The sequence below is a fragment of the Burkholderia sp. Ac-20379 genome, from assembly GCF_017104645.1.
Taxonomy (GTDB): Bacteria; Pseudomonadota; Gammaproteobacteria; order Burkholderiales; family Burkholderiaceae; genus Burkholderia.
The window spans coordinates 1-23,682 of the sequence record NZ_JAAGPF010000100.1; the positions used below are offsets into that span (position 1 = coordinate 1).

At 68.1% G+C, this 23,682-nt stretch carries 24 protein-coding genes and 1 pseudogene; 17 read left to right on the forward strand and 8 right to left on the reverse strand.

Annotation, left to right across the window (positions count from 1 at the left end; translation table 11 throughout):
- Window positions 1–208 (forward strand): hypothetical protein (locus G3N92_RS15170; RefSeq protein WP_206128351.1); only part of this gene is annotated, 208 nt, incomplete at its 5' end.
- Between the two features lie 138 nt (window positions 209–346).
- Here G3N92_RS15170 and G3N92_RS15175 read toward each other — a convergent pair.
- Complete coding sequence (locus G3N92_RS15175; RefSeq protein ID WP_206128352.1) at window positions 347–1,123, reverse strand: enoyl-CoA hydratase; 777 nt, start codon at window positions 1,121–1,123, stop codon at window positions 347–349.
- Window positions 1,124–1,257: 134 nt separating this feature from the next.
- Between G3N92_RS15175 and paaN the strand changes: the two genes are divergently transcribed.
- The 4 genes from paaN (at window position 1,258) to paaK (ending at window position 5,675) form a co-directional block, all read left to right on the forward strand.
- On the forward strand, window positions 1,258–2,958 hold the full coding sequence (gene paaN, locus G3N92_RS15180) for a phenylacetic acid degradation protein PaaN (protein ID WP_206128353.1): 1,701 nt from the start codon (window positions 1,258–1,260) through the stop codon (window positions 2,956–2,958).
- An 85-nt stretch (window positions 2,959–3,043) separates the two neighbouring features.
- Entirely contained in the window at window positions 3,044–3,835 is a 792-nt protein-coding gene (paaG, locus tag G3N92_RS15185) for a 2-(1,2-epoxy-1,2-dihydrophenyl)acetyl-CoA isomerase PaaG (RefSeq protein ID WP_206128354.1), read from the forward strand.
- A 1-nt stretch (window position 3,836) separates the two neighbouring features.
- The gene (gene paaI / locus G3N92_RS15190) at window positions 3,837–4,331 is read left to right on the forward strand and encodes a hydroxyphenylacetyl-CoA thioesterase PaaI (protein WP_206128355.1); all 495 of its coding nucleotides are present in this window, start codon (window positions 3,837–3,839) and stop codon (window positions 4,329–4,331) included.
- Between the two features lie 48 nt (window positions 4,332–4,379).
- Window positions 4,380–5,675, forward strand: coding sequence for a phenylacetate--CoA ligase PaaK (gene paaK / locus G3N92_RS15195; protein WP_206128356.1), 1,296 nt, complete (start codon window positions 4,380–4,382; stop codon window positions 5,673–5,675).
- A 55-nt stretch (window positions 5,676–5,730) separates the two neighbouring features.
- On the opposite strand, the gene G3N92_RS15200 is transcribed toward paaK, so the two are convergent.
- A complete protein-coding gene (locus G3N92_RS15200) occupies window positions 5,731–6,960 on the reverse strand; it encodes an MltA domain-containing protein (RefSeq protein WP_206128357.1) in 1,230 nt (409 codons plus the stop codon).
- Between the two features lie 70 nt (window positions 6,961–7,030).
- Window positions 7,031–7,405: a Co2+/Mg2+ efflux protein ApaG gene (apaG, locus tag G3N92_RS15205; RefSeq protein ID WP_206128358.1), complete on the reverse strand. Its 375-nt coding sequence runs from the start codon at window positions 7,403–7,405 to the stop codon at window positions 7,031–7,033.
- Here apaG and G3N92_RS35500 point away from each other — a divergent pair.
- From G3N92_RS35500 to G3N92_RS15245, 9 genes and pseudogenes are all read left to right on the forward strand, one after another.
- Window positions 7,331–7,522 (forward strand): annotated as a pseudogene (locus G3N92_RS35500) (hypothetical protein); the annotation flags it as partial. The gene apaG and the pseudogene G3N92_RS35500 sit on opposite strands and share 75 nt — an antisense overlap.
- A gap of 77 nt (window positions 7,523–7,599) precedes the next feature.
- Entirely contained in the window at window positions 7,600–8,286 is a 687-nt protein-coding gene (gene rpe / locus G3N92_RS15210; RefSeq protein WP_206128359.1) for a ribulose-phosphate 3-epimerase, read from the forward strand.
- Between the two features lie 11 nt (window positions 8,287–8,297).
- Window positions 8,298–9,011 carry a phosphoglycolate phosphatase gene (locus G3N92_RS15215; RefSeq protein ID WP_206128360.1) on the forward strand — a complete coding sequence of 238 codons (714 nt, stop codon included), beginning with the start codon at window positions 8,298–8,300 and terminating at the stop codon, window positions 9,009–9,011.
- A gap of 350 nt (window positions 9,012–9,361) precedes the next feature.
- The gene (trpE, locus tag G3N92_RS15220) at window positions 9,362–10,855 is read left to right on the forward strand and encodes an anthranilate synthase component I (protein WP_206128361.1); all 1,494 of its coding nucleotides are present in this window, start codon (window positions 9,362–9,364) and stop codon (window positions 10,853–10,855) included.
- A 13-nt stretch (window positions 10,856–10,868) separates the two neighbouring features.
- Window positions 10,869–11,459, forward strand: a complete 591-nt coding sequence (locus tag G3N92_RS15225; protein ID WP_206128362.1) for an aminodeoxychorismate/anthranilate synthase component II — start codon at window positions 10,869–10,871, stop codon at window positions 11,457–11,459.
- An 11-nt stretch (window positions 11,460–11,470) separates the two neighbouring features.
- Window positions 11,471–12,502 (forward strand): anthranilate phosphoribosyltransferase, encoded by a 1,032-nt coding sequence (gene trpD, locus G3N92_RS15230; protein WP_206128363.1) that lies wholly within the window; start codon window positions 11,471–11,473, stop codon window positions 12,500–12,502.
- A 77-nt stretch (window positions 12,503–12,579) separates the two neighbouring features.
- Window positions 12,580–13,365 carry an indole-3-glycerol phosphate synthase TrpC gene (gene trpC, locus G3N92_RS15235; RefSeq protein ID WP_206128364.1) on the forward strand — a complete coding sequence of 262 codons (786 nt, stop codon included), beginning with the start codon at window positions 12,580–12,582 and terminating at the stop codon, window positions 13,363–13,365.
- 11 nt (window positions 13,366–13,376) lie between these two features.
- Window positions 13,377–14,009 (forward strand): CYTH domain-containing protein, encoded by a 633-nt coding sequence (locus G3N92_RS15240; protein ID WP_206128365.1) that lies wholly within the window; start codon window positions 13,377–13,379, stop codon window positions 14,007–14,009.
- 13 nt (window positions 14,010–14,022) lie between these two features.
- The gene (locus G3N92_RS15245; protein ID WP_206128366.1) at window positions 14,023–14,874 is read left to right on the forward strand and encodes a uracil-DNA glycosylase; all 852 of its coding nucleotides are present in this window, start codon (window positions 14,023–14,025) and stop codon (window positions 14,872–14,874) included.
- A gap of 127 nt (window positions 14,875–15,001) precedes the next feature.
- Here the strand turns inward: G3N92_RS15245 and G3N92_RS15250 are convergent, their stop codons facing one another.
- The 4 genes from G3N92_RS15250 to G3N92_RS15265 form a co-directional block, all read right to left on the reverse strand.
- Window positions 15,002–15,598, reverse strand: a complete 597-nt coding sequence (locus tag G3N92_RS15250) for an NAD(P)H-dependent oxidoreductase (RefSeq protein ID WP_206128367.1) — start codon at window positions 15,596–15,598, stop codon at window positions 15,002–15,004.
- A 143-nt stretch (window positions 15,599–15,741) separates the two neighbouring features.
- Window positions 15,742–17,535 carry a PDZ domain-containing protein gene (locus G3N92_RS15255; protein WP_206128368.1) on the reverse strand — a complete coding sequence of 598 codons (1,794 nt, stop codon included), beginning with the start codon at window positions 17,533–17,535 and terminating at the stop codon, window positions 15,742–15,744.
- Window positions 17,536–17,640: 105 nt separating this feature from the next.
- Window positions 17,641–18,366, reverse strand: a complete 726-nt coding sequence (locus G3N92_RS15260; protein WP_206128369.1) for a DsbC family protein — start codon at window positions 18,364–18,366, stop codon at window positions 17,641–17,643.
- Window positions 18,367–18,515: 149 nt separating this feature from the next.
- The gene (locus G3N92_RS15265; RefSeq protein WP_206128370.1) at window positions 18,516–19,697 is read right to left on the reverse strand and encodes a UbiH/UbiF family hydroxylase; all 1,182 of its coding nucleotides are present in this window, start codon (window positions 19,695–19,697) and stop codon (window positions 18,516–18,518) included.
- 320 nt (window positions 19,698–20,017) lie between these two features.
- On the opposite strand from G3N92_RS15265, the gene G3N92_RS35340 reads away from it, so the two are divergent.
- From G3N92_RS35340 to ychF, 3 genes are all read left to right on the forward strand, one after another.
- Window positions 20,018–20,143 (forward strand): hypothetical protein, encoded by a 126-nt coding sequence (locus G3N92_RS35340; RefSeq protein WP_277396174.1) that lies wholly within the window; start codon window positions 20,018–20,020, stop codon window positions 20,141–20,143.
- Window positions 20,144–20,272: 129 nt separating this feature from the next.
- Window positions 20,273–20,638, forward strand: coding sequence for a hypothetical protein (locus G3N92_RS15270; RefSeq protein WP_206128371.1), 366 nt, complete (start codon window positions 20,273–20,275; stop codon window positions 20,636–20,638).
- A gap of 270 nt (window positions 20,639–20,908) precedes the next feature.
- Window positions 20,909–22,003: a redox-regulated ATPase YchF gene (gene ychF, locus G3N92_RS15275; RefSeq protein WP_206128372.1), complete on the forward strand. Its 1,095-nt coding sequence runs from the start codon at window positions 20,909–20,911 to the stop codon at window positions 22,001–22,003.
- Window positions 22,004–22,162: 159 nt separating this feature from the next.
- On the opposite strand, the gene gabP is transcribed toward ychF, so the two are convergent.
- Window positions 22,163–23,563: a GABA permease gene (gene gabP, locus G3N92_RS15280; RefSeq protein ID WP_206128373.1), complete on the reverse strand. Its 1,401-nt coding sequence runs from the start codon at window positions 23,561–23,563 to the stop codon at window positions 22,163–22,165.
- Window positions 23,564–23,682 lie beyond the last annotated feature (119 nt).

Sequence of the window (23,682 nt, forward strand, 5' to 3'; positions counted from 1 at the left end):
GCTGCGTTTTCAGCAGCAGAGAAGCGAGATTATGAAGAACATTTTGAAGCGCGTCAACTACTTTTTTCAGCGCTTCGATCAACATACTGCATCGATCGAGTTCTTCATCAGTTCAAGGATGCTGCCAACAACTCGGCGCTTTCCTTGTCCTGCCTTGCTTCCCCTCTCGTTCTGCGTTTCCGTCATCGCGAGAGAGGCCGAATTCTAAGCACCGAATTCGCTTCGTGCAAGCGTTTTCGCAAAGAAAATGCACGAAGGGCGCCGCTTGCGCGGCGCCCTTCATGCCAAGCCTTTGATCTAAAAAGAAAACACTAAAAATCACGGCCGAAAATCAGTCGCCCCGCGCTCAACGATGCTTGAACGCCGGCTTGCGCTTCTCGACGAACGCGGCCATCCCTTCCTTCTGATCTTCCGTCGCGAACAGCGAATGGAACACGCGGCGCTCGAATTGCACGCCTTCGGCCAGCGTCGTCTCGTAGGCACGGTTCACCGATTCCTTGATCATCATCACGGCCGGCAGCGAGAACTCCGAGATCGTGGCGGCCGCCGCCAGCGCGTCGTCGAGCAGCGACGCCGCCGGCACCACGCGCGATACCAGCCCCGCGCGTTCGGCTTCGTCGGCTTCCATGAAGCGCGCGGTCAAACACATGTCCATCGCCTTGGCCTTCGACACCGCGCGCGGCAGACGCTGCGTGCCGCCCGCGCCCGGCATCACGCCCAGGCGGATTTCCGGCTGACCGAACTTCGCCGTGTCGGCCGCGATGATGATGTCGCACATCATCGCCAGCTCGCAGCCGCCGCCGAGCGCGAAACCGGCCACCGCCGCAATCACCGGCTTGCGGATCTGGCGGATCGTCTCCCAGTTACGCGTGATGTAGTCGCCCTTGTAGACATCCATATAGGAGTACTTGGCCATCATCCCGATGTCGGCGCCCGCGGCGAACGCCTTTTCGCTGCCGGTCAGCACGATCGCGCCGATTTCGTCGTCGGCGTCGAAGGCTTTCAGCGCCGCGCCGAGCTCGTCCATCAGCGCATCGTTCAGCGCGTTCAGCGCCTTCGGGCGATGCAGCGTGATCAGGCCGACGCGGCCGCGGGTCTCCACCAGAATGTTCTCGTAGTCCATCGATGTCTCCTCATTAAAGAAACGCCAGGCTCCGCGCACACGCGCGAAGAACAATGCTAACATTTGCCGACCAACCGGTCGGTTAATTAATTGCGTCCGTGCGACCGGCTTCCCACCTTCATCAGGCTGCCGTCATGACCCATCCGTTGTTCACGAAGCATGAAGCCACGTTGCAGCAAGCGCTGTCGGCCATCGAGACTCGCGCCTACTGGAGCCCGTTCGCCGAAATGCCGAGCCCCAAAGTGTACGGGGAAAGCGCCGCGGCCGAGGGCGAAGCGGCGTTCCAGGCGCAACTCGACAAGCCGTTCGCGCTCGACCAGCCGGCGTCGGGCGGCCGGATCGGCGCGGAGGTATCGCCGTTCGGCTTTCCGCTTGGCATTCGTTATCCGCAATCGTCGCCCGACGAACTGATCGCGGCGGCCGCCGCCGCGCAGCCGGGCTGGCGTGCGGCCGGCCCCAGCGCCTGGGTGGGCGTGAGCCTCGAAATCCTCGCGCGGCTCAACCGGGCCAGCTTCGAGATCGCCCATGCGGTGATGCACACCACCGGTCAGGCCTTCATGATGGCGTTCCAGGCGGGCGGCCCGCACGCCCAGGATCGCGCGCTCGAAGCGGTGGCCTACGCCTGGGACGCGCTGCGCCAGATCCCGGCCGACGCGCACTGGGAAAAACCGCAAGGCAAGAACCCGACGCTCGCCATGCGCAAGCGCTACACGATCGTCCCGCGCGGCACCGGGCTCGTGCTCGGCTGCTGCACGTTCCCGACCTGGAACGGCTATCCCGGCCTGTTCGCCGACCTCGCCACCGGCAACACCGCGATCGTCAAACCGCACCCGGGCGCGATCCTGCCGCTCGCGCTGACCGTGCGCATCGCGCGCGAGGTGCTGCGCGAAGCCGGCTTCGATCCGAACGTCGTCACGCTGCTGGCCACCGCGCCCGACGACGGCGCGCTGGTCGAAGCGCTGGCCGTGCGCCCCGAGATCCGCCTGATCGACTTCACCGGCAGCACGCGGCACGGCGACTGGCTCGAACGCCACGCGCATCAGGCCCATGTGTATACAGAGAAGGCCGGGGTCAACCAGATCGTGATCGACTCGGTGGACGACCTGAAGGCCGCCGCGCGCAACATCGCGTTCTCGCTCGCGCTCTATTCGGGCCAGATGTGTACGGCGCCGCAGAACATCTACGTGCCGCGCGACGGCATCCGCACGCCGGACGGCCCGCTCGGTTTCGACGAGGTGGCGCAGGCGATCGGCGCGGCGGTGCAAAAGCTGGTGGGCGACCCGGCCCGCGCCGTCGAACTGCTCGGCGCGATCCAGAACGACGGCGTGACGGCGCGCATCGACGCGGCCCGCGCGCTCGGCAAGGTGCTGGCCGATAGCCAGCCGCTCGACCATCCCGCCTACCCGCAGGCTCGCGTGCGCTCGCCGCTGGTGCTGCAGCTCGATGCGAGCGAACGCGGCACCTATACGCGCGAATGGTTCGGCCCGATCTCGTTCGTGATCGCCACCGATTCGACCGCGCACTCGCTCGAGCTGGCCGGCGGCATCGCGGCCGAATGCGGCGCGCTGACGCTGTCGGTCTACAGCACCGACGAAGCCGTGCTCGACCGCGCCCACGAGGCGGCGATCCAGGGCGGCGTCGCGCTGTCGATCAATCTGACGGGCGGCGTGTTCGTCAACCAGTCGGCGGCGTTCTCGGATTTTCACGGCACCGGTGCGAACCCGGCAGCCAACGCGGCGCTGGCCGACGCGGCGTTCGTCGCGAACCGCTTCCGCGTGGTGCAGAGCCGCCGCCATGTGGCGCCGCGCGCAGCCAGCGACGCAAGCGCCGCCTGAGCGCCCTGTCGTTTTCCCGATAGACCGACGCATCATCCGGGCCGGCGCGCGCCGCCGGCCGTCCACGACGTGGAGGAGACACCCGATGCCGTACGACACGATCCGGTTCGCGCTCGATCCCGCGACGCACGTCGCGACGATCACGCTCGACCGCCCCGACAAGCTCAACAGTTTCACCCGCGCGATGCACGCCGAACTGGCCGCGGCGCTCGACGCCGCCGAGGCCGGACGGGCCCGCGCGCTGGTGCTGACCGGCGCCGGGCGCGGCTTCTGCGCCGGCCAGGATCTGGCCGACCTCGATTTCACGCCGGGCACGCAAACCGATCTCGGCGCGCTGATCGACGCGCATTTCAATCCGCTCGTGCGCCGCCTGCAGGCGCTGCCGCTGCCGGTGATCGCGGCCGTCAACGGCACGGCGGCCGGCGCCGGCGCGAATCTCGCGCTGGCCTGCGACCTCGTGCTGGCCGCGAAATCGGCCAGCTTCATCCAGTCGTTCGTGAAGATCGGCCTCGTGCCCGATTCGGGCGGGACCTGGTTCCTGCCGCAGCGCGTCGGTTTCGCACGCGCGCTCGGGCTGGCGCTGACGGGCGACAAGCTCGGCGCGGAGCAGGCGGCCGACTGGGGGATGATCTGGCGCGCCGTCGACGACCACGCACTCGCCGACACCGCCGCCTCACTCGCCGCCGAGCTGGCCCGCCAGCCGACGCTCGCGATCGCCGCCATCAAGCAGGCGATGCGCGCCGGCATGACGAACCCGCTCGAGCGGCAACTCGATCTCGAACGCGACCTGCAGCGCGAACTCGGGCAGTCGCACGACTACGCGGAAGGCGTGGCGGCGTTCTTGGCGCGGCGCGCGCCGCGTTTCGAGGGGCGCTGAGATGAGCGAGATCCCGACCACCCGTCTCTCGTCCAGTACGCCACCAGCCGATCCCGCTGCGCTGGCCCGCGCCGCCGCCGACGCCATGTATGCGGCCGATGCCTGCTCGCGCGCGCTCGGAATCGAATTGCTCGACGTCGGCCCAGGCCGCGCGCGGATGCGCATGACGGTGCGCCCCGCCTTCCTGAACGGCCACCGCACCTGCCACGGCGGGCTGATCTTCACGCTGGCCGATTCGGCGTTCGCGTTCGCCTGCAACTCGCACAATCTCAATACGGTCGCGGCCGGCTGCGCGATCGACTTCCTGCGGCCCGTGCCGGAGGGCGAGGTGCTGACGGCCGAGGCCATCGAGCAAACGCTGGCCGGGCGGCACGGCATCTACGATATTCGCGTGACGAACCGCGCCGGCGAGACCGTGGCGATGTTTCGCGGCAAGTCCGCCCGCATCGCCGGCAACGTGATTCCCGCCGACGACAGCCCCAACACGAACCACTGAGCGCGGCATCGCCGAGCGCCACCGATACCCCCCGATCCGGAGACACCGATGACCGCCCCGCTCCCGCTCGAACCGATCGAAACCGCCAGCCGCGACGAACTGCAGGCGCTGCAACTCGACCGCCTGCGCTGGTCGCTCGCGCACGCCTACGCGCATTCGCCGGTCTACCGGCGCAAGTTCGACGAAGCGGACGCGCATCCGGACGACCTGCGCACGCTGGCCGATCTCGCGCGCTTCCCGTTCACGACCAAGAACGACCTGCGCGAGAACTATCCGTTCGGCATGTTCGCGGTGCCGCAGGAACGCATCGCGCGCATTCACGCGTCGTCCGGCACCACCGGCAAGCCGACCGTGGTCGGCTACACCGCGCGCGACATCGACACCTGGGCCAACCTGGTGGCCCGCTCGATCCGCGCGGCCGGCGCGCGCACCGGCGACAAGGTGCACGTCAGCTACGGCTACGGCCTGTTCACGGGCGGCCTCGGCGCGCATTACGGCGCGGAGCGCGCGGGCCTGACGGTGATTCCGTTCGGCGGCGGCCAGACCGAGAAGCAGGTGCAATTGATCCGCGATTTCCGGCCCGACATCATCATGGTCACGCCGAGCTACATGCTGTCGATCGCCGACGAGATGGAACGCCAGGGGCTGGATCCGCGCGAGGCGTCGCTGCGGATCGGCATCTTCGGCGCGGAGCCGTGGACCAACGAAATGCGTGCCGCGATCGAGCAGCGCGCCGGCATCGATGCGGTGGACATCTACGGGCTGTCGGAGGTGATCGGCCCGGGCGTGGCGTCGGAATGCGTGCAAACGAAGGACGGCCCGACGATCTGGGAGGATCACTTCTACCCGGAGATCGTCGATCCGCTGACAGGCGAGGTGCTGCCCGACGGCGAACTCGGCGAGCTGGTGTTCACCTCGCTGACGAAGGAGGCGCTGCCGATCGTGCGCTACCGCACGCGCGACCTGTCGCGGCTGCTGCCCGGCACGGCGCGCACGATGCGGCGCATGGAAAAGATCACGGGGCGCTCGGACGACATGATGATCATTCGCGGCGTGAACGTGTTCCCCACCCAGATCGAGGAGCAGCTCCTGAAGCAGCGCGCGCTCGCGCCGCATTACCAGATCGTGCTGACGCGCGACGGCCCGCTCGACGTGATGACGCTGAACGTCGAACCGTGCCCGCTCGCGCAGGCCGATGCGGCCTTGCTCGACACCGCTCGGCAGGCCCTGGCCTACGACATCAAGGCGCTGATCGGAGTGAGCGCGATCGTCGACGTGCTGCCGGTCAACGGCATCGAGCGTTCGGTCGGCAAGGCGCGGCGGGTGGTGGACAAGCGCCGGTGAACGCCGGCGCACAAGGAACGCGGGGCGCCGGTTGAAACGGCGCCCCGGCGGGACATCACGAATTCGGCAGCAGCAGCCACATCCGCCCGACCTGCTTCATGCGGCCGGCCAGATCGCCCGCGTCGTCGCCGAGCCCCCAGAAATAGTCGGCGCGCACACCGCCCTTGATCGCCGAGCCGGTGTCCTGCGCGAACACGAGGCGGTTCATCGGCGTGTTGGTCAGCGGGCGGGTGGTCTGCAGGAACACCGGCGTACCGAGCGGAATGAACGACGGATCGACGGCGATCGAGCGCTCGGCCGTCAACGGCACGCCGAGCGCACCGATCGGGCCGTCCGCGCCGCCGTTCGGCGCGCCTTCGGCCGACGCCATGTCGCGGAAGAACACGAAGCGCGGATTGGTGTCGAGCAGCGCGTCGACGCGCGTGGGATTGGCGCGCGCCCAGGCCTTGATGCCCTGCATGGTGGCCTGGCCCGGCGTCAGTTCGCCGTGATCGAGCAGCCACTTGCCGATCGAGCGGTACGGCTGGTTGTTGGTGCCGCCGAAGCCGACCCGCATCACCGTGCCGTCGTCGAGAATCACGCGCCCCGAGCCTTGCACCTGCAGGAAGAACGCCTCGATCGGATCGTCGACCCACACCAGCTCGTTGCCGTTCAGCACGCCCGCGCGCTCGAGCTGCGCGCGCGCCGGCAGCGGCGTGCCGGTGCGATAGCCGCTCGGCCAGCGGTACAGCGCGGTCTGATACGGGCCGCGCCGCACGCGCGAGCCGTGCAGCAGCGGCTCGTAGTAACCGGTCACGAGGCCGTCGAGCGTGCCGTCGCTGTTGGCGAACTGATAGGGCGTGAAATACGTTTCGAAGAAGCTGCGCGCACCGGTGATGTCGAGATCGTCGATGCGGTTCGCGGCCTCGCAGGCGCGGCGCCAGTTCGCGGCACGCGCGAGCCGCGTGCAGTTCTGCCGCAACGCGATGGTCGCGCCGATCAGCGTATCGTCGTCCCAGCCCGGCACCTGCTGCCACGCCACCGGCGTGAGCCGCTCGGAGGCCGTCTGCCCCGGCACGATCGCCGCGCCGGTGGCGGGCGGGCGCGCATGACGCACCGGCGCGCTGCCGCACGCGGCCAGCAGGGCCGCCGTTGCGATCGCGGCTGCCCAACCGGCAAGCCGCGGCCCGAACCACCTACAATGCTCGTACTTGATGGAAGCCGCCATGTCTGATCTGTTCGACGAATACCCGATGCTGATCTTTGCGCTGGAATCGCTGCTGGCGCTCGGTCTGCTGATTTTCATCGTGCTCTGGACCACGTCCGGCAAGAAGAAAGCCCGCGCGCGCCGCGACGAACCGCGCCAGCGCTGACGCTCAGTGCAGCGTGCGCGGCATGTGCAGCGCGAACTCCGCGACCGGCGACTCGAAGCGCTCGCCGTCCTCGGCCACGCAGAAATACGCGCCGCGCATCGAGCCGACCGGCGTTTCGATGACCGCCCAGCTCGTGTATTCGAATTTCTCGCCCGGCTTCAGGAGCGGCTGATGGCCGACCACGCCGAGTCCCTTCACTTCCTGCACCTTCTGTTCGCTGTCGGTGATCACCCAGTGACGCGCGATCAGTTGCGCCGGCACCTGACCGGAATTGACGATCGTCAGCGTGTACGCGAATGCATATTGACGGCGTTCCGGGTCGGATTGTTCCGGCAAATAGGCGGTCTTCACCGACACGCTGAATTCATACTGGCTCATGGCAATCCCGCTTCGAAGGTCGAGCGACGCCGACGCGGCGCCGCGCAAGGCCGCCGCCGGGCGGCCCGCACTGGTTCGGCATTCTGCTTGATGCGGCCCCCGCCCGCAACAGCGCGGGCCGCGGGGCGGGCGGCGCCCCCGCCCCGCGGCGGTAGAATAGCGCTTTCGCATAAACGCACGTCCCCCCTACCGCCATGACGCAATTCCGCATCGCTCCCAGCATTCTCTCGGCCGACTTCGCCCGCCTCGGCGAGGAAGTCCGCAACGTCGTCGCCGCCGGCGCCGACTGGATCCACTTCGACGTGATGGACAACCATTACGTGCCGAACCTGACGATCGGCCCGCTCGTCTGCGAGGCGATCCGCCCGCACGTGGATGTGCCGATCGACGTGCACCTGATGGTGCGCCCGGTCGACCGGATCGTGCCCGACTTCGCCAAGGCCGGCGCCAACCTGATCAGCTTCCACCCGGAAGGCTCGGATCACATCGACCGCACGCTCAGCCTGATCAAGGATCACGGCTGCAAGGCCGGCCTGGTGTTCAACCCGGCCACGCCGCTGAACTACCTCGATCACGTGATGGACCGCCTCGACCTGGTGCTGATCATGTCGGTGAACCCGGGCTTCGGCGGCCAGTCGTTCATCCCCGAAGCGCTGCGCAAGATCCGCGAGGCGCGCGCCAAGATCGACGCCTACCGCGAACGCACCGGCCGCGAGATCCACCTCGAAGTGGACGGCGGCGTGAAGGTCGACAACATCGCGGAAATCGCCGCGGCCGGCGCGGACACGTTCGTGGCCGGCTCGGCGATCTTCGGCAAGCCCGACTACAAGGCGGTGATCGACGAGATGCGCACGCAGCTCGCCGGCACGGTCAAGGCCTGAGGCGCGCCGCGATGACGACGATCCGCTTCGCCGCGCCGCGGCTGGCCGCCGCGCTGATCGACCTCGACGGCACCATGATCGACACCGCCGACGATTTCACGGCGGCGCTCAACGCGATGCTGGCGCGGATCGGCGCGCCGGGCACGCAGCGCGACGAGGTGATGCACTACGTCGGCAAGGGCTCCGAGAATCTGATCGCGCAGGTGCTCAAGCCGCGCTTCAGCGAAGCCGAGGCGCAGGCGCGCTTCGAGGAAGCGCTGGATATTTACCAGGCCGAATACGCCGGCATCAACGGCCGCCACACGCAGCTCTATCCCGATGTGGAAACCGGCCTGCAGGCGATGCGCGAAGCGGGCCTGGCGCTCGCCTGCGTGACCAACAAGCCGTATCGCTTCGCGGTGGAACTGCTCGTGCAATACCGGCTCGACGGCTATTTCGGCGTGGTGCTCGGCGGCGACAGCCTGCCGCGCAAGAAGCCGGACCCGCTGCCGATGCTGACCGCCTGCGAGCGGCTCGGCGTCGAACCGGCGCTGGCAGTGGCCATCGGCGATTCCGAAAACGACGCGCTGGCGGGCCGCGCGGCGGGCCTCGCGACGCTGACGGTGCCGTACGGCTACAACCACGGCAACGCTATACAAACGATAAATTCGGATGGTATAGTCGGCTCGCTGCTCGTCGCGGCGCAGGTCATCACCGCGCACAATGCGACCGAGCAAACCCTCTGATTTATTCTTCCATCCGCATGTTTCTGAACAAAAAACGGAGTCTGAGCAGCATCGACCGGGGAGCCTGGCCCTGGCGTCGCTGGTCGCGCTAACCTCGTCGAGGTTCGCCGAAGCCTGTCTTCGGCATCCGTTTTTTGTTTTGCTGCGCGATCCGCGCTCCGTCGATCGATGTGCCCGTCGTCTCCTTGCTCCGCACGCACTGCGTCCGGGCCTCGGAAACGCGTATCAGCATATCGCCCGGCGGCAGCGCAAGCCGGTCAGGCACTGACCGCACCCCGCCTTCCGGCCCGCCGCGCAGCGCCCGCGTTTCCACTGGCACGCATTGCCGCTCGTCCCCACAGGACCGGAACATGACCGAACTCGAATTCCAATCGCTCGCGAATCAAGGCTACAACCGCATTCCGCTGATCGCGGAGGCGCTCGCCGATCTCGAAACCCCGCTTTCGCTGTACCTGAAGCTTGCGCAAACCGAGCGCGGCGGCGCCAATTCGTTCCTGCTCGAATCAGTGGTGGGCGGCGAACGTTTCGGCCGCTACTCGTTCATCGGCCTGCCGGCGCGCACGCTGCTGCGCACCCGCAACGGCGTGTCGGAAGTGGTGACCGACGGCCAGGTGGTCGAAACCCACGACGGCGATCCGTTCGCCTTCATCGAGCAGTTCCAGGCGCGCTACAAGGTGGCGCTGCTGCCCGGCCTGCCGCGCTTCTGCGGCGGCCTGGCCGGCTACTTCGGCTACGACGCCGTGCGCTACATCGAGAAGAAGCTCGCCGACAGCGCACCGCACGACGACCTGCAACTGCCCGACATCCAACTGCTGCTGACCGAGGAAGTGGCCGTCATCGACAACCTGGCCGGCAAGCTCTACCTGATCATCTACGCCGATCCGACGCGCCCCGAGGCGTTCTCGAAGGCCAAGCAGCGCCTGCGCGAGCTCAAGCAGCGGCTGCACGCGACGGTGCAGCCGCCCGTCACCTCGCCGAGCGTGCGCACCGAAACGTTCCGCGAGTTCAAGAAGGACGACTACCTGGCGGCCGTGCTGAAAGCGAAGGAATACATCGCCGAGGGCGAGCTGATGCAGATCCAGGTCGGCCAGCGCCTGACCAAGCCGTATCGCGACAACCCGCTGTCGCTGTACCGCGCGCTGCGTTCGCTGAACCCGTCGCCGTACATGTACTACTACAACTTCGGCGATTGCCACGTGGTGGGCGCGTCGCCGGAAATCCTGGTGCGCCAGGAAAAGCGCGGCGAGGATCAGATCGTCACGATCCGCCCGCTGGCCGGCACCCGCCCGCGCGGCAACACGCCGGAGCGCGACGCCGCGCTCGCCACCGAGCTGCTCAACGATCCGAAGGAGATCGCCGAGCACGTCATGCTGATCGACCTGGCGCGCAACGACGTCGGCCGCATCGCGACCACCGGCTCGGTGGCCGTGACCGACAAGATGATCATCGAGAAATATTCGCACGTGCAGCACATCGTCAGCTCGGTGGAAGGCACGCTGAAGCCCGGCATGACGAACTACGACGTGCTGCGCGCGACGTTCCCGGCCGGCACGCTGTCGGGTGCGCCGAAGGTGCGCGCGATGGAGCTGATCGACGAGCTGGAGCCGGTCAAGCGCGGCCTGTACGGCGGCGCCGTCGGCTACCTGTCGTTCTCCGGCGAGATGGATCTCGCGATCGCGATCCGCACCGGCCTGATCCACAACGGCAACCTGTACGTGCAGGCCGCCGCCGGCGTGGTGGCCGATTCGGTGCCCGAGTCGGAATGGCAGGAAACGGAAAACAAGGCGCGCGCCGTGCTGCGCGCGGCGGAACAGGTGCAGGACGGCCTCGACAGCGACTTCTGAACGGAGACTGACCATGCTGCTGATGATCGACAACTACGATTCGTTTACTTACAACCTGGTCCAGTACTTCGGCGAACTCGGCGAAGACGTCCAGACCCACCGCAACGACGAGATCACGCTCGACGCGATCGCAAAGCTCGATCCCGAGGCGATCTGCCTGTCGCCCGGCCCGAGCAACCCGCAGCACGCGGGCATCACGCTCGGCGTGCTGCGCGAATTCGCCGGCAAGAAGCCGATTCTCGGCGTGTGTCTCGGCCATCAGGCGATCGGCGAGGCGTTCGGCGGCCGCGTGATCCGCGCCAAGACCATCATGCACGGCAAGGTGAGCCGCATCGAAACCGACGGCCGCGGCGTGTTCGCCGATCTGCCGAAGCAATTCGACGTGACGCGCTATCACTCGCTCGCGATCGAGCGCGAATCGCTGCCCGATTGCCTCGAAATCTCGGCCTGGACCGAGGACGGCGAAATCATGGGCGTGCGTCACAAGACGCTGCCGATCGAGGGCGTGCAGTTCCACCCCGAATCGATCCTGTCCGAGCACGGCCACGCGCTGCTGCAGAACTTCCTGAAACAGGCGCGCGCGAACGCCGCGCAACCGGCATGAGCGGAGCAGGCATGACCATCACCCCGCAGGAAGCGCTGCAACGCACGATCGAGCATCGCGAGATCTTCCACGACGAAATGCTGCACCTGATGCGGATGATCATGCGCGGCGACATGTCGCCCGTGATGGCCGCCGCGATCATCACCGGCCTGCGCGTGAAGAAGGAAACGATCGGCGAGATCGCCGCGGCCGCCACGGTGATGCGCGAATTCGCGCGTCACGTGGCGGTGGCGGACAACTCGAACTTCGTCGATATCGTCGGCACCGGCGGCGACGGCTCGAACACGTTCAACATCTCGACCGCGACGATGTTCGTGTCGGCCGCGGCCGGCGCGAAGGTGGCCAAGCACGGCAACCGCAGCGTCTCGAGCAAATCGGGCAGCGCGGACGTGCTCGACGCGCTCGGCGTGAACATCGACCTGGAGCCCGAGCAGGTGGCCGCCTCGATCGAGGCGACCGGCATGGGCTTCATGTATGCACCGAACCACCATCCGGCGATGAAGAACATCGCGCCGGTGCGCCGCGAGCTCGGCGTGCGCACGATCTTCAACATCCTCGGCCCGCTGACCAACCCGGCCGGCGCGCCGAACCAGCTGATGGGCGTGTTCCACCCCGATCTGGTCGGCATCCAGGTACGCGTGATGCAACGGCTCGGCGCCGAGCACGTGCTGGTGGTGTACGGCAAGGACGGCATGGACGAGGTATCGCTCGGCGCGGCCACGCTGGTGGGCGAATTGCGCGACGGCAAGGTCACCGAGTACGAGATCCATCCGGAGGATTTCGGCCTGCAAATGGTGTCGAACCGCTCGCTGAAGGTCGAGAACGCCGACGAATCGCGCGTGATGCTGCTCGAGGCGCTCGACAACACGCCGGGCGTGGCGCGCGAGATCGTCACGCTGAACGCCGGCACGGCGCTCTACTCGGCCAACGTCGCGCCGTCGATCGCCGACGGCATCGCACTGGCCCGCGAGGTGATCGCGAGCGGCGCGGCCCGCGCCAAGGTCGACGAACTGGTACGCTTCACGCAGCAATTCAAGCGCTGAGCCGCGCGCTGCCCTCTTGCCCGCCGACCGGCCAGCCGGTCGGCCAACCTACCCGGACGGCCTCCCGTCAGATTGCCATGAGCGACATCCTCAACCGAATCATCGACGTCAAGCGCCAGGAAGTGGCCGCCGCCATGCGCAGCACGCCACTCGAAGCGCTGAAACTCGAAGCCGAAACGCGCGACCTGCGCGATTTCGTCGGCGCGCTGCGCGCCAAGCATGCGGCCGGCCAGCCGGCCGTGATCGCCGAAGTCAAGAAGGCCAGCCCGTCGAAAGGCGTGATCCGCGAGCACTTCGTGCCGGCCGAGATCGCGGCCTCGTACGCGCAACACGGCGCGGCCTGCCTGTCGGTGCTGACCGACGAGCAATTCTTCCAGGGCAGCGCGCGCTATCTCGAGCAAGCGCGGGCGGCCTGCACGCTGCCGGTGCTGCGCAAGGATTTCATGGTCGATCCGTACCAGATCCTCGAAGCGCGCGCGATGGGCGCCGACGCGATCCTGCTGATCGCCGCCGCGCTCGACACGCCGCTGATGCAGGATCTCGAGGCCTATGCGCATTCGCTGGGCCTGGCGGTGCTGGTCGAGGTGCACAACCGCGAGGAACTGACCGAGGCGCTGACGCTGAAAACGCCGCTGCTCGGCATCAACAACCGCAACCTGCGCACATTCGAAACCACGCTCGACACCACGCTCGGCATGCTCGACATGATTCCGGCCGACCGCATCGTCGTGACCGAATCGGCGATCCTCTCGCGCGCCGACGTCGAGCGCATGCAAGCCGCCGACGTGCACACGTTCCTGGTGGGCGAGGCGTTCATGCGCGCCGATCAACCGGGCGAGGAACTGGCCCGGATGTTCTTCTGAGGCACACGCCCATGGCCATCGAAACCGAAATCAAGCTGGCGCTGCCCGAAGGCGCGCCAGCCGAAGCCGCCGCGCGCCGCGCGCTCGACGCCTGCGCCGGCGCGGCGGGCCGCGAGATTCAACTCACCAACGTCTATTACGACACGCCCGATCTGGCGCTCGCGCGCGCCAAGAGCGCGATCCGCGTGCGGCTCGCGCCGCAGGGCTGGCTGCAGACGTTCAAGACGGTCGGCTCGGCCGAGAACGGCCTGCACACGCGCCACGAATGGGAACTGCCGGTGGCCGGCGACGCGCTCGAAATCGACGCGCTGCTGGCCGCCTGCGACGTGCCGGCCGCAGCCGAGGCGCTGCGCACGGCCGCACCCTCGCTGGCCGCACTGTTCCGCACCGATTTCGCGCGCACGATCTGGCGCGTCAGCCGCGGCGGCGCGACCGTCGAGGCTGCGCTCGATCTGGGCGAGATCATTGCCGAGGTTGGCGGTGAAACGCGCCGTGCACCGATCCGCGAAGTCGAGCTCGAACTGATCGACGGCGACGAAACCGTGCTGCATACGCTGGCCGAGGAACTCGTCGCGGCCGTGCCGGGCCTCGCGCCCGACAACCAGAGCAAGGCGCAGCGCGGCTACCGGCTGCGTGCCGCCTGAGGCCCGAGATCGCATGGCAACCCGTTCCTCCTCCCGCGCGGCGCCGGCCGCTCAGGCTTCGCTGTTCGATCTGGGCGAGGCCGAGGCCACGCCCGATGCGGCAGCCACCGCCGAACCGGCCGCCGCACCGAACGCCACCGCCTCGATCCAGCCGCTCGCCGCGCAGTTCGATGCACTGCCCGCCGCCTGGCGCGAGGTGCTCGCGCCGTTCGTCGCGAGCGACGCCTACGCGCCGCTGTGCCGCTTCGTCGACGCCGAACGCGCGGCCGGCAAGATCGTCTACCCGGCCGACGTGTTCCGCGCGCTGCGCCTGACCTCGCCCGACGAGGTCAAGGTCGTGATCCTCGGCCAGGATCCGTATCACGGCGACGATCGCGGCACGCCGCAGGCGCACGGCCTGGCGTTCTCGGTGCCGCCCGGCGTGCGCCCGCCGCCGTCGCTGCGCAACATCTTCAAGGAAATCGCCGCGAATTTCGGGCATGAGATCCCGAAGCACGGCTGCCTCGATTCGTGGGCGCGCCAGGGCGTGCTGCTGCTCAACACCGTGCTGACGGTCGAGCAGGCGGCGGCCGCCAGCCACGCCAAGCGCGGCTGGGAAGCCTGCACCGACACGCTGATCCGCGAACTGGCGCGCCGCCATCGCGGGCTGGTGTTCATGCTGTGGGGCGCGCATGCGCAGGCCAAGCGCGCGCTGTTCGACGCGGGCGCGCACTGCGTGCTCGAATCGCCGCATCCGTCGCCGCTGTCGGCGCACCGCGGCTTTCTCGGCAACCGCCATTTCGCGCTGGCGAACGCGTACCTCGGCGAGCACGGCAACCCGCCCATCGACTGGCAACTGCCCGACGAGGCCGTCACGCTGGCCTGACGCATCCGGCGCGGCCTGCCGCGAACGCCTCTCGCTCCAAAACGAAACAGCCCGACCGGCCTATGCCGATCGGGCTGTTTTCATGGGTCGACCCGCGCCTCGTGAGCGCGAGCCGCCAGCAGCAGGGTCAGACCGCTGCGATGGCTTCGCGTGCCGAGGCCAGCGCGGCCGCTTCCGCGTCCGGGCCCATGTTCAGGCCTTCGGCGTGGATGAACGTCACGTCCGTCATGCCGAGGAAGCCGAGGAACGTCGTCAGATACGGCGTTTGCGTATCGTTCGGCGTGCCGACGTACTTGCCGCCGCGTGCCGACACGACATACACCCTCTTGCCCGTGACCAGGCCTTCCGGGCCGTTCGCCGTGTAGCGGAACGTCACGCCGGCGCGGGCGATCCAGTCGAAGTAGGTCTTCAGTTGCGAGGAAATGCCGAAGTTGTACAGCGGTGCGGCGATCACGATGATGTCGGCAGCCTGCAGTTCCGCCACCAGCGCGTCGCTCTGGGCGACCAGCGCGTTCTGTTCGGCGCTGCGCTGGTCGGCCGGCGTGAAGAACGCGCCGAGCACGGCGTCGTCGAGGTGCGGCTGGGCGTTGGCCAGCAGGTCGCGAACCACGACCTTCGAACCGGGGTTCGATTGCGACAGCTTGGCGGTCAGTTCGTCGGACAGTTGCGTCGAGCGCGCGCCTTGCGAGCGGGCGGCGGATTTGATTTGCAGGATGGTCGTCATGTCGGGCTCCGTTGGGTTTGCGCTGCAGGCAGCGCGAGTGGAGCCATTGTGCGGATGCGGTCCATCCTGAAAAAGCGGGCATCCGGCGACGGATTGTTGCAACAGCGGGACAATCCGCACCGAATGAAACGCGGCCGAACGTGTTAGAGGCCGAGCCAGCCCTTCTGCCAGGCGAGTTGCGCGGCCGGCTTGTCGGCCGCCAGCAGCCGGTAGCGCACCACGTCGGGCGCGTCGAGCCGCAGCGTGGTGGCGCGCAGCTCGTCACGGCGGAACGCGTGCGCCTCCACGCGATCGCCGGGCTGGAAGCGCGCCAGCAGCGCGTCCAGGTTCGAGCCGGTCACGCGCAGGCCGTCGATCGCGATCAACACGTCGCCGGCCGACAGCCCCGCGCGATGCGCCGCGCCGCCCTCGTGCACCACCGCCAGCGTGCAATCCGCGCCGCCGGCGCGGGCGCGCGCGCCGATCGACGGCTTCGGGTGCGGGCCGGCATCCGGGGTCAGATTCACGCCGAACGGCGCGAGCAGGTCGGCCAGCGGCAGGTCGCGCGTGCCGGACACCGCATCGTCGAACAGGCGGCCGAGTTCCACGCCGGTCGCTTCGGCGATCAGCGCGGCCACTTCGTCCTCGCCGACGCCCTTCGGCTTGCCCTGGTAGAAGCCGCGGCCGTAGCGCGTCCACAGCAGGCGCATCACGTCGTCGAGCGACTTGCGGTTGCGGGTCGCGGCGCGAATCGCCAAGTCGAACGCCAGCGCCACGAGCGAGCCCTTCGTGTAATAGCTGACGATCGCGTTCGAGGCGTTCTCGTCCTGCCGGTAATACTTGACCCAGGCGTCGAACGAGCTTTCCGCCACGCTCTGCTTGAGGCGTCCCGCTCCGCGCAGCACGCCGCCCACCGTGCGGCCCAGCGCGGTGAAATACTCGTCGCGGCTCATCAGGCCGCTGCGCACCAGCATCAGGTCGTCGTAATACGACGTGAAGCCCTCGAACAGCCACAGCAGCGACGTGTAATTCTCCTGCGTCAGGTCGTACGGCACGAACGCGGCCGGCTTGATGCGCTTGACGTTCCAGGTGTGGAAATACTCGTGGCTGCAGAGTCCCAGATAGGTGCGGTAGCCGTCGGTCTTCTCGGGCCGGCCCTTCACGGGCAGATCGGTGCGGTTGCAGATCAGCGCGGTGGACGCGCGGTGCTCGAGGCCGCCGTAGCCGTCGCTGACGGCCTGCGTCATGAACACGTAGCGTTCCACCGGCGCCTTTTTGCTGCGCGGCTCGAACAGCGCGATCTGCGCCTCGCAGATCCGCTTCAGATCGGCGCAGAGCCGCTCCATGTCGAGCCGCGCGACGCGGCCCGCGATCACCACGTCGTGCGGCACGCCGTGCGCTTCGAAGGTGGCCAGCGCGAATTCACCGAGCGTGACGGGGTGGTCGATCAGTTCGTCGTAATCGTCGGCCAGATACTCGCCGAAGCCGTGACGACGCGTGCCGCGCGCCTCGCGCAGCGCCGTGGCCACGCGCCAGCGGCGGGCCGCATCGCCGGCCGGCTTGGCGATCTCGACCACGCACGGCGAGGCTTCCTGCCCCTGCACGGCGAGAAACACGCTGGTGCCGTTGAAGAAGCCGCCGGTATCGTCGAGATGCGCGGCGCGCACCGACAGATCCCATGCGTACACGTCGTAGCGCAGCGTCAGCGGCCCCGCGACAGGCGCGGCCTGCCAGCTGTGCTTGTCGGTCTTGGCGATGCGAACCTTGCGGCCGGCTTCGTTGAACGCGCGCAGCGTGACGATGTTGCGCGCGAATTCGCGCACCATGTAGCTGCCCGGAATCCACACCGGCAGCATGAAGCGCTGGCCGGCCGGATCGGGCTCGGCGACGGTCAGCGTGACTTCGAACAGGTGGGCGGCGGGATCTTTCGGGACGATCGAATAGCGAATCGGCTTCATCGGCAGGGTCGGCAAAATATCGGCAAGCGGTTCGACATATGAAAAAGGCGCCAGACAGATGCCGGCGCCTCGTCGCGGATGGCGGTCAGGCCGTGCGCGCGTGCATTACTTGACGTTCGCGAGCGCGCTGTTGAGGTCGTCGGCGGACACGGCGCCGGGCAGGCGCGTGCCGTCCGCGAGGATGATGGTGGGCGTGCCCGTAACGTTCAGGCCGCGGCCCAGCGCCAGATTCTTGTCGAGCGCCGAGGTGTCGCAGTTGCCCGCGCCGGTCGGCGCCACGTGATCGACCATCCAGCTTTCCCAGGCCTTGGCGCGATCCGACGCGCACCAGATCGCCTTCGACTTGACCGTCGAATCGGGCGTGAGAACCGGGTACAGGAACGTGTAGACGGTGATGTTGTTCATCGAGCGCAGCGTCGATTCGAAGCGCTTGCAATACGGGCAGTTCGGATCCGAGAACACGGCGATCTTGCGCGCGCCGTTGCCCTTCACGTACTTGACCGCGTTGTTGAGCGGCAGGCTCGCGAAATCGACCTTGTTGATTTCCGACATGCGCGCTTCGGTCAGGTTGCGGCGGGTCTTGGTGTCGACCATCTCGCCGAGCAGCACGTAATCGCCGGCGGCATCGCTGTAGACGATCTGGGAACCGAGATTCACCTCGTACAGGCCCGGGATCGGCGACTTCGCGATGCCCTTGACGGTGGCGTCGCCGAGGCGCGATTGCAGCGTGGCCTTCAGCTTGTCGGTGGTCTGATCGGCCTGCGCGGTGCATCCGAGCGTGGCGGCGGCGGTCGCCAGCAACAGCGCGGCGATACGGACGGTGGTTTTCATTCAGTGATCCTTGGGGGGCGGTCAAAGCATGACCGTTAGTGTACGACGGCGGCCGAACCGTGTCCGGCCGCCATCTCAGGATGCTTGCGCGGCGAAGGCCGCATGCGGTACGGCCCCGAATCGGGCGCGATACGGTCTGGGGCCGGCGCTCAACCGAGCGCCGAGGCGACCAGCCAGCGCTTGACGAACGGCTGCGCGCCGACCAGCGCCATGCCGGTGTTGCGTACCACGCGCGCCAGCGAGCCGGGCAGCGCGAACAGCCGCTGCAGGCCGTCGGTGGCGACCATCAGCGCGCGGATGTCCTCGCGGCGCGAACGTTCGTAGCGGCGCAGCAGCACGGTATCGCCGAGATCGCGAAACGCCTCGCGCGAGGCGACCGCATCGGCCAGCGCGGCCACGTCGCGCAGGCCGAGGTTCATGCCCTGGCCGGCGAGCGGGTGAATCAGGTGCGCGGCGTCGCCGACCAGCGCAACGCGCGGCGCGATCAGCTTGTCCACGGTTTGCAGCGCGAGCGGGAAGCCCTGGGCCGGCGTCACGCAATCGAGCGTGCCGAGCTGGCGGTGCGTGACGCGTTCGACCTCGGCCGCCAGTTGCGCCGGATCGAGCGCGAGCAGTTCGTCCGCGTGCGCCGTGTGCGCCGACCAGACCAGCGACACGTGGCCGTCGGGCAGCGGCAGCAGCGCGACGATTTCGCCGTCGCGGAACCACTGGTACGCCGTTTCGCGGTGCGGTTCCGACGCCTTGAAGTTGGCGACCACGCCCGTCTGGCGATAGTCGCGGCGCTGCACGCTCGCGCCCATCTGCGAACGCACCCACGAATGCGCGCCGTCCGCGCCCACCACCAGATCGGCCGAGATCACGCCGCCGTCGGCCAGCGACAGCACCGCGGCGTCGGGCTTCAGGTCGAGGCCCTGCGCGCGCGCGTCGATCCAGTTCAGGTTCGGCTGGAAGCGCAGCGCGGCGTCGAGCGCGCGCTCGACCAGCGACGATTCGCCGATCCACGCCAGTTGCGGCACGGCGGCCTGGAACGCGGAGAAATGCAGTTCGGCCTGGGCGTCGCCGTACACGCGCATGTCGTGAACGGGCGCGAGCCGGGCCGGATCGAGCGCCTGCCAGACGCGCAGCCGTTCGAGCAACGCCTGCGAACTCGACGACAGCGCGTAGACGCGCGCGTCGAACGGCGCATCGGCCGCGCGCGGCGCGGCGGGCTGCGCGAGCAGCGCCGTCTTGAGGCCCGCCTGCGTCATCGCGAGCGCGGCGGTCTTGCCGACAAGGCCGCCGCCGACCACGGCGACGTCGAAGGTCTGAGGATGGGCTGTCATGGCGCGCATTATAGCTGCGGGGCCGCATTCGCCATGCGCCGCCGGCTTGAGGGAGATCAGCGCCGCAACGGATGTCGAGCGGCGGCTGTCGCGCCGTTCCGACACGGACAAACCCTGCTCGGACGCACGCGAACCCGCCATTCGCGCCCGTTTCCCGCTCCCGTCCGATCCGGAACCATTTCATCCGTAACCGCCCGCGCGGCGCCGCCCGCCCGAACCGGGCGCGAGCATTACAGGCCACACGTTTCCTTACAAACGCATACGGCTTGTCATGCCCGGCGCCGTTACAGTCGGCTCCATCGATGAATGAACACCGAAGGAGATCCACCATGAAACTCAAGCGCATCGCACTGCTCGCCTCGCTCGCCGTCCTGCTGGGCAGCACCCTGAGCGGCTGCATCGTCGTGCCGGACGGCGGCGGCTATCACCACCATCACGACTACTACCGGTATTGATCAGGGTTCACGCGGGTCGGGCGATTCCCGGCTTGCGTGAAGTCGTTCATGGCGTGCTATTGTTGATTCGTCGGCCCCGCGTTGCACCGGTGACGGAAAGCGAGTCTCAACCCCATCTCGAGCATGGCCATGAGCGACCTACACCCCAACCTCACCCAGCATGATCGTGTCGAGCTGCTGTGCTGGCTCACGGTCGGCAATCTCGGCGCGTTCTATCTGAACGAATCCTGGCCATCGGCCGCCTTCCAGGTGCAGGCGGCGCACAAGTGGCTCGACCGCCATCAGCGCGACGCCGACTGGCTCTCGATCGCCAAGCTCGCCGCCACCGCGCTCGACATCGCCAAGCGCCATGCCGATTTCGTCGAAACGGCCTGGGCGCGCGACGCCGTCGAGGAAATCATCGATACCGAAGATCTCGACACGCAATCGCGGCTCGTCTCGCTCGTGATGGGCGAGTGCCGCGCCGCGCTGGCCGATCGCCGGATCGCCGACTGAGCCCGCGCCGGGCCGCCCTGGCCCGGTTGCGCTGCCGGCGGCGCCCGCGCGCCACCGGCATTGCCGTCATTCAGGATCCGCCCGCTCGCCGTGCCTCGCACGCACGCCGCGCCGCCGTTCGGCGCGTCCGCTTGAAATCCCGCGATCCGAACGCGATACAATTGCCGCTTTCGCGGGCAGCCTCCGCGCGAGACCGCCGGCCCGAGCGCCGCGTCATGCCGCCGCCGCACCCCGCGCAAGCACCCAACATCTGATCCAGAAAGGTTTTCCATGAGCCTCAAATGCGGCATCGTCGGCCTGCCGAACGTCGGCAAGTCCACCCTGTTCAACGCGCTGACCAAGGCCGGCATCGCCGCCGAGAACTACCCGTTCTGCACGATCGAGCCGAACGTCGGCGTGGTCGAAGTGCCGGACGGCCGCCTGAAGGCGATCGCGGCCATCGTGAATCCGGAGCGGATCGTGCCGGCCGTCGTCGAATTCGTCGACATCGCGGGCCTCGTCGCCGGCGCCAGCAAGGGTGAAGGCCTGGGCAACCAGTTCCTCGCGAACATCCGCGAAACCGACGCGATCACGCACGTCGTGCGCTGCTTCGAAGACGAAAACGTGATCCACGTGGCCGGCCGCGTGAGCCCGCTCGACGACATCGAAGTGATCAACACCGAACTCGCGCTGGCCGACCTGTCCACCGTCGAGAAGGCGCTGAACCGCTACTCGAAGGCCGCGAAGTCGGGCAACGACAAGGAAGCCGCGAAGATCGCCGCCGTGATGGAAAAGGTGCGCGCGCAGCTCGACCAGGGCAAGGCCGTGCGCGGCCTCGACCTGTCGGACGACGAGCAGGCCGTCCTCAAGCCGTTCTGCCTGATCACCGCGAAGCCGGCCATGTACGTGGCGAACGTCAAGGACGACGGCTTCGAGAACAACCCGCACCTCGACGCCGTGCGCAAGTACGCGGAAGCCGAGAAGGCGCCGGTCGTCGCGGTGTGCGCCGCGATCGAGGCGGAAATCGCCGATCTCGACGACGAGGACAAGGAAGCGTTCCTCGCCGACATGGGCATGGAAGAACCGGGCCTCGACCGCGTGATCCGCGCCGGCTTCAAGCTGCTCGGCCTGCAGACGTATTTCACGGCCGGCGTGAAGGAAGTGCGCGCCTGGACGATCCACATCGGCGACACCGCCCCGCAGGCGGCCGGCGCGATCCACACCGATTTCGAGCGCGGCTTCATCCGCGCGCAGACGATCGGCTTCGACGACTACATCGCGTTCAAGGGCGAACAGGGCGCGAAAGAAGCCGGCAAGATGCGGGCGGAAGGCAAGGAATACATCGTGCACGACGGCGATGTGATGAACTTCCTGTTCAACGTCTGAACGCCAGTCGCGCCGGGCCTTCATGGCCCGCGCCCCGGTTCGAGCCCGCGCACGGTGCATGCCGTCCGCGGGTTTTTCGTTTCCGGCGGCGGCATGAAGAAGGCCCGCGCAAGCGCGGGCCTTCTTCTCCACAGCCTCCAGCCATCGAGGCAACACCGCCTACCGCGCGCGCACCGCCCCGGCTGCGCCCGCTGCCTGCGCCGCCGCGCGCCAGCGCCGATTCAGCCACGACGCCACCACCACCCCAACCGCCAGCACCGCCGTCGCCCCCACTTCGAGCTGATGCGCCTCCTGCGTCAGCATGATGGCCAGCACCGCGCAGATGAACACGATCACGAGCCAGGTCAGCCACGGGAATAGCCACATGCGCAGCGGCAGCGCCGCGCCGTCGGCTTCCAGCATGCGACGCATGCGCAGCTGCGAGATCGCGATCACGAGATAGACGAGCAGCGCGATCGCGCCCGAGGTGGCCAGCAGGAAGCCGAACACCTGCTCCGGCATCACATAGTTGGCGATCACGGTCACGAAGCCGAACGCCGTCGAGGCCAGCACGGCCGCGCGCGGCGTGCCGCTGCGATCGGTGCGGCGCAGCGCGGCGGGCGCGTCGCCGCGCGTGGCCAGCGAGAACATCATCCGCGAGGCGGTGTAGAGCGCCGAATTCAGGCAGCTCGCCACCGACACCAGCACGATCACGTCGATGATCGCCTTCGCATGCGGAATCCCGATCAGCTCCATGGCGCGCTGATACGAGCCGTGCGACGCGAGCAGCGGATCGTTCCACGGCACCAGCGCGGCCACCACGAAGATCGAGCCGAGATAGAACAGCGAGATGCGCCAGATCACCGAGTTGGTGGCGCGCACGATCTGCTGGCGCGGGTTGTCGGATTCGGCGGCGGCGATCGTGACGATCTCGGTGCCGAGGAACGAGAACATGGTGGTCAGCATCGCCGCGAGCACGGCGCCCAGCCCATTCGGCACGAAACCGCCGCGGTCGAACAGGCGCGCCGCGCCCGACACCTGCGAGCCCGGCAGCCAGCCGAAAATCGCCGCGCCGCCGACGGCGAGAAACACCACGATCGCCACCACCTTGATCAGCGCGAACCAGAATTCGAACTCGCCGTAGTTCTTGACGGAAAACAGGTTGGTCACGGTCAGCACCGACGTGATGCCGAGCGCGAACACCCAGGTGGCGACGCCGGGAAACCACGCGTTGAGGATGGTGGCGGCCGCGGTGGCCTCGATCGGAATCACCAGCACCCAGAACCACCAGTACAGCCAGCCGATCGAAAAGCCGGCCCAATGGCCGATCGCGCGATCGGCATAGGTGGAGAACGAGCCGCTGTCGGGCTGCGCGATCGCCATCTCGCCGAGCATGCGCATCACCAGCACCACCATCGCGCCGGCCACCGCGTAGGCGATCAGCGCGCCGGGACCGGCTTCCGCGATCGCGTGGCCGGAGCCGACGAACAGGCCCGCGCCGATCACGCCGGCAATCGACATCATCGTGACGTGCCGCTGTTTGAGGCCGGTGCCGAGGCCCGAGCCGTGCGTTGCTGCCATGTGTCTCCTCCTGTCTATGACGGGGCCGCGAAGGCCCGGAACCGAAGGCCGGCGGCGCGCGCCAACGATCGCGCCAGGCACGCGCCGTCCCGCCGCGCGACGGTCGCGCGGGAAAGCGC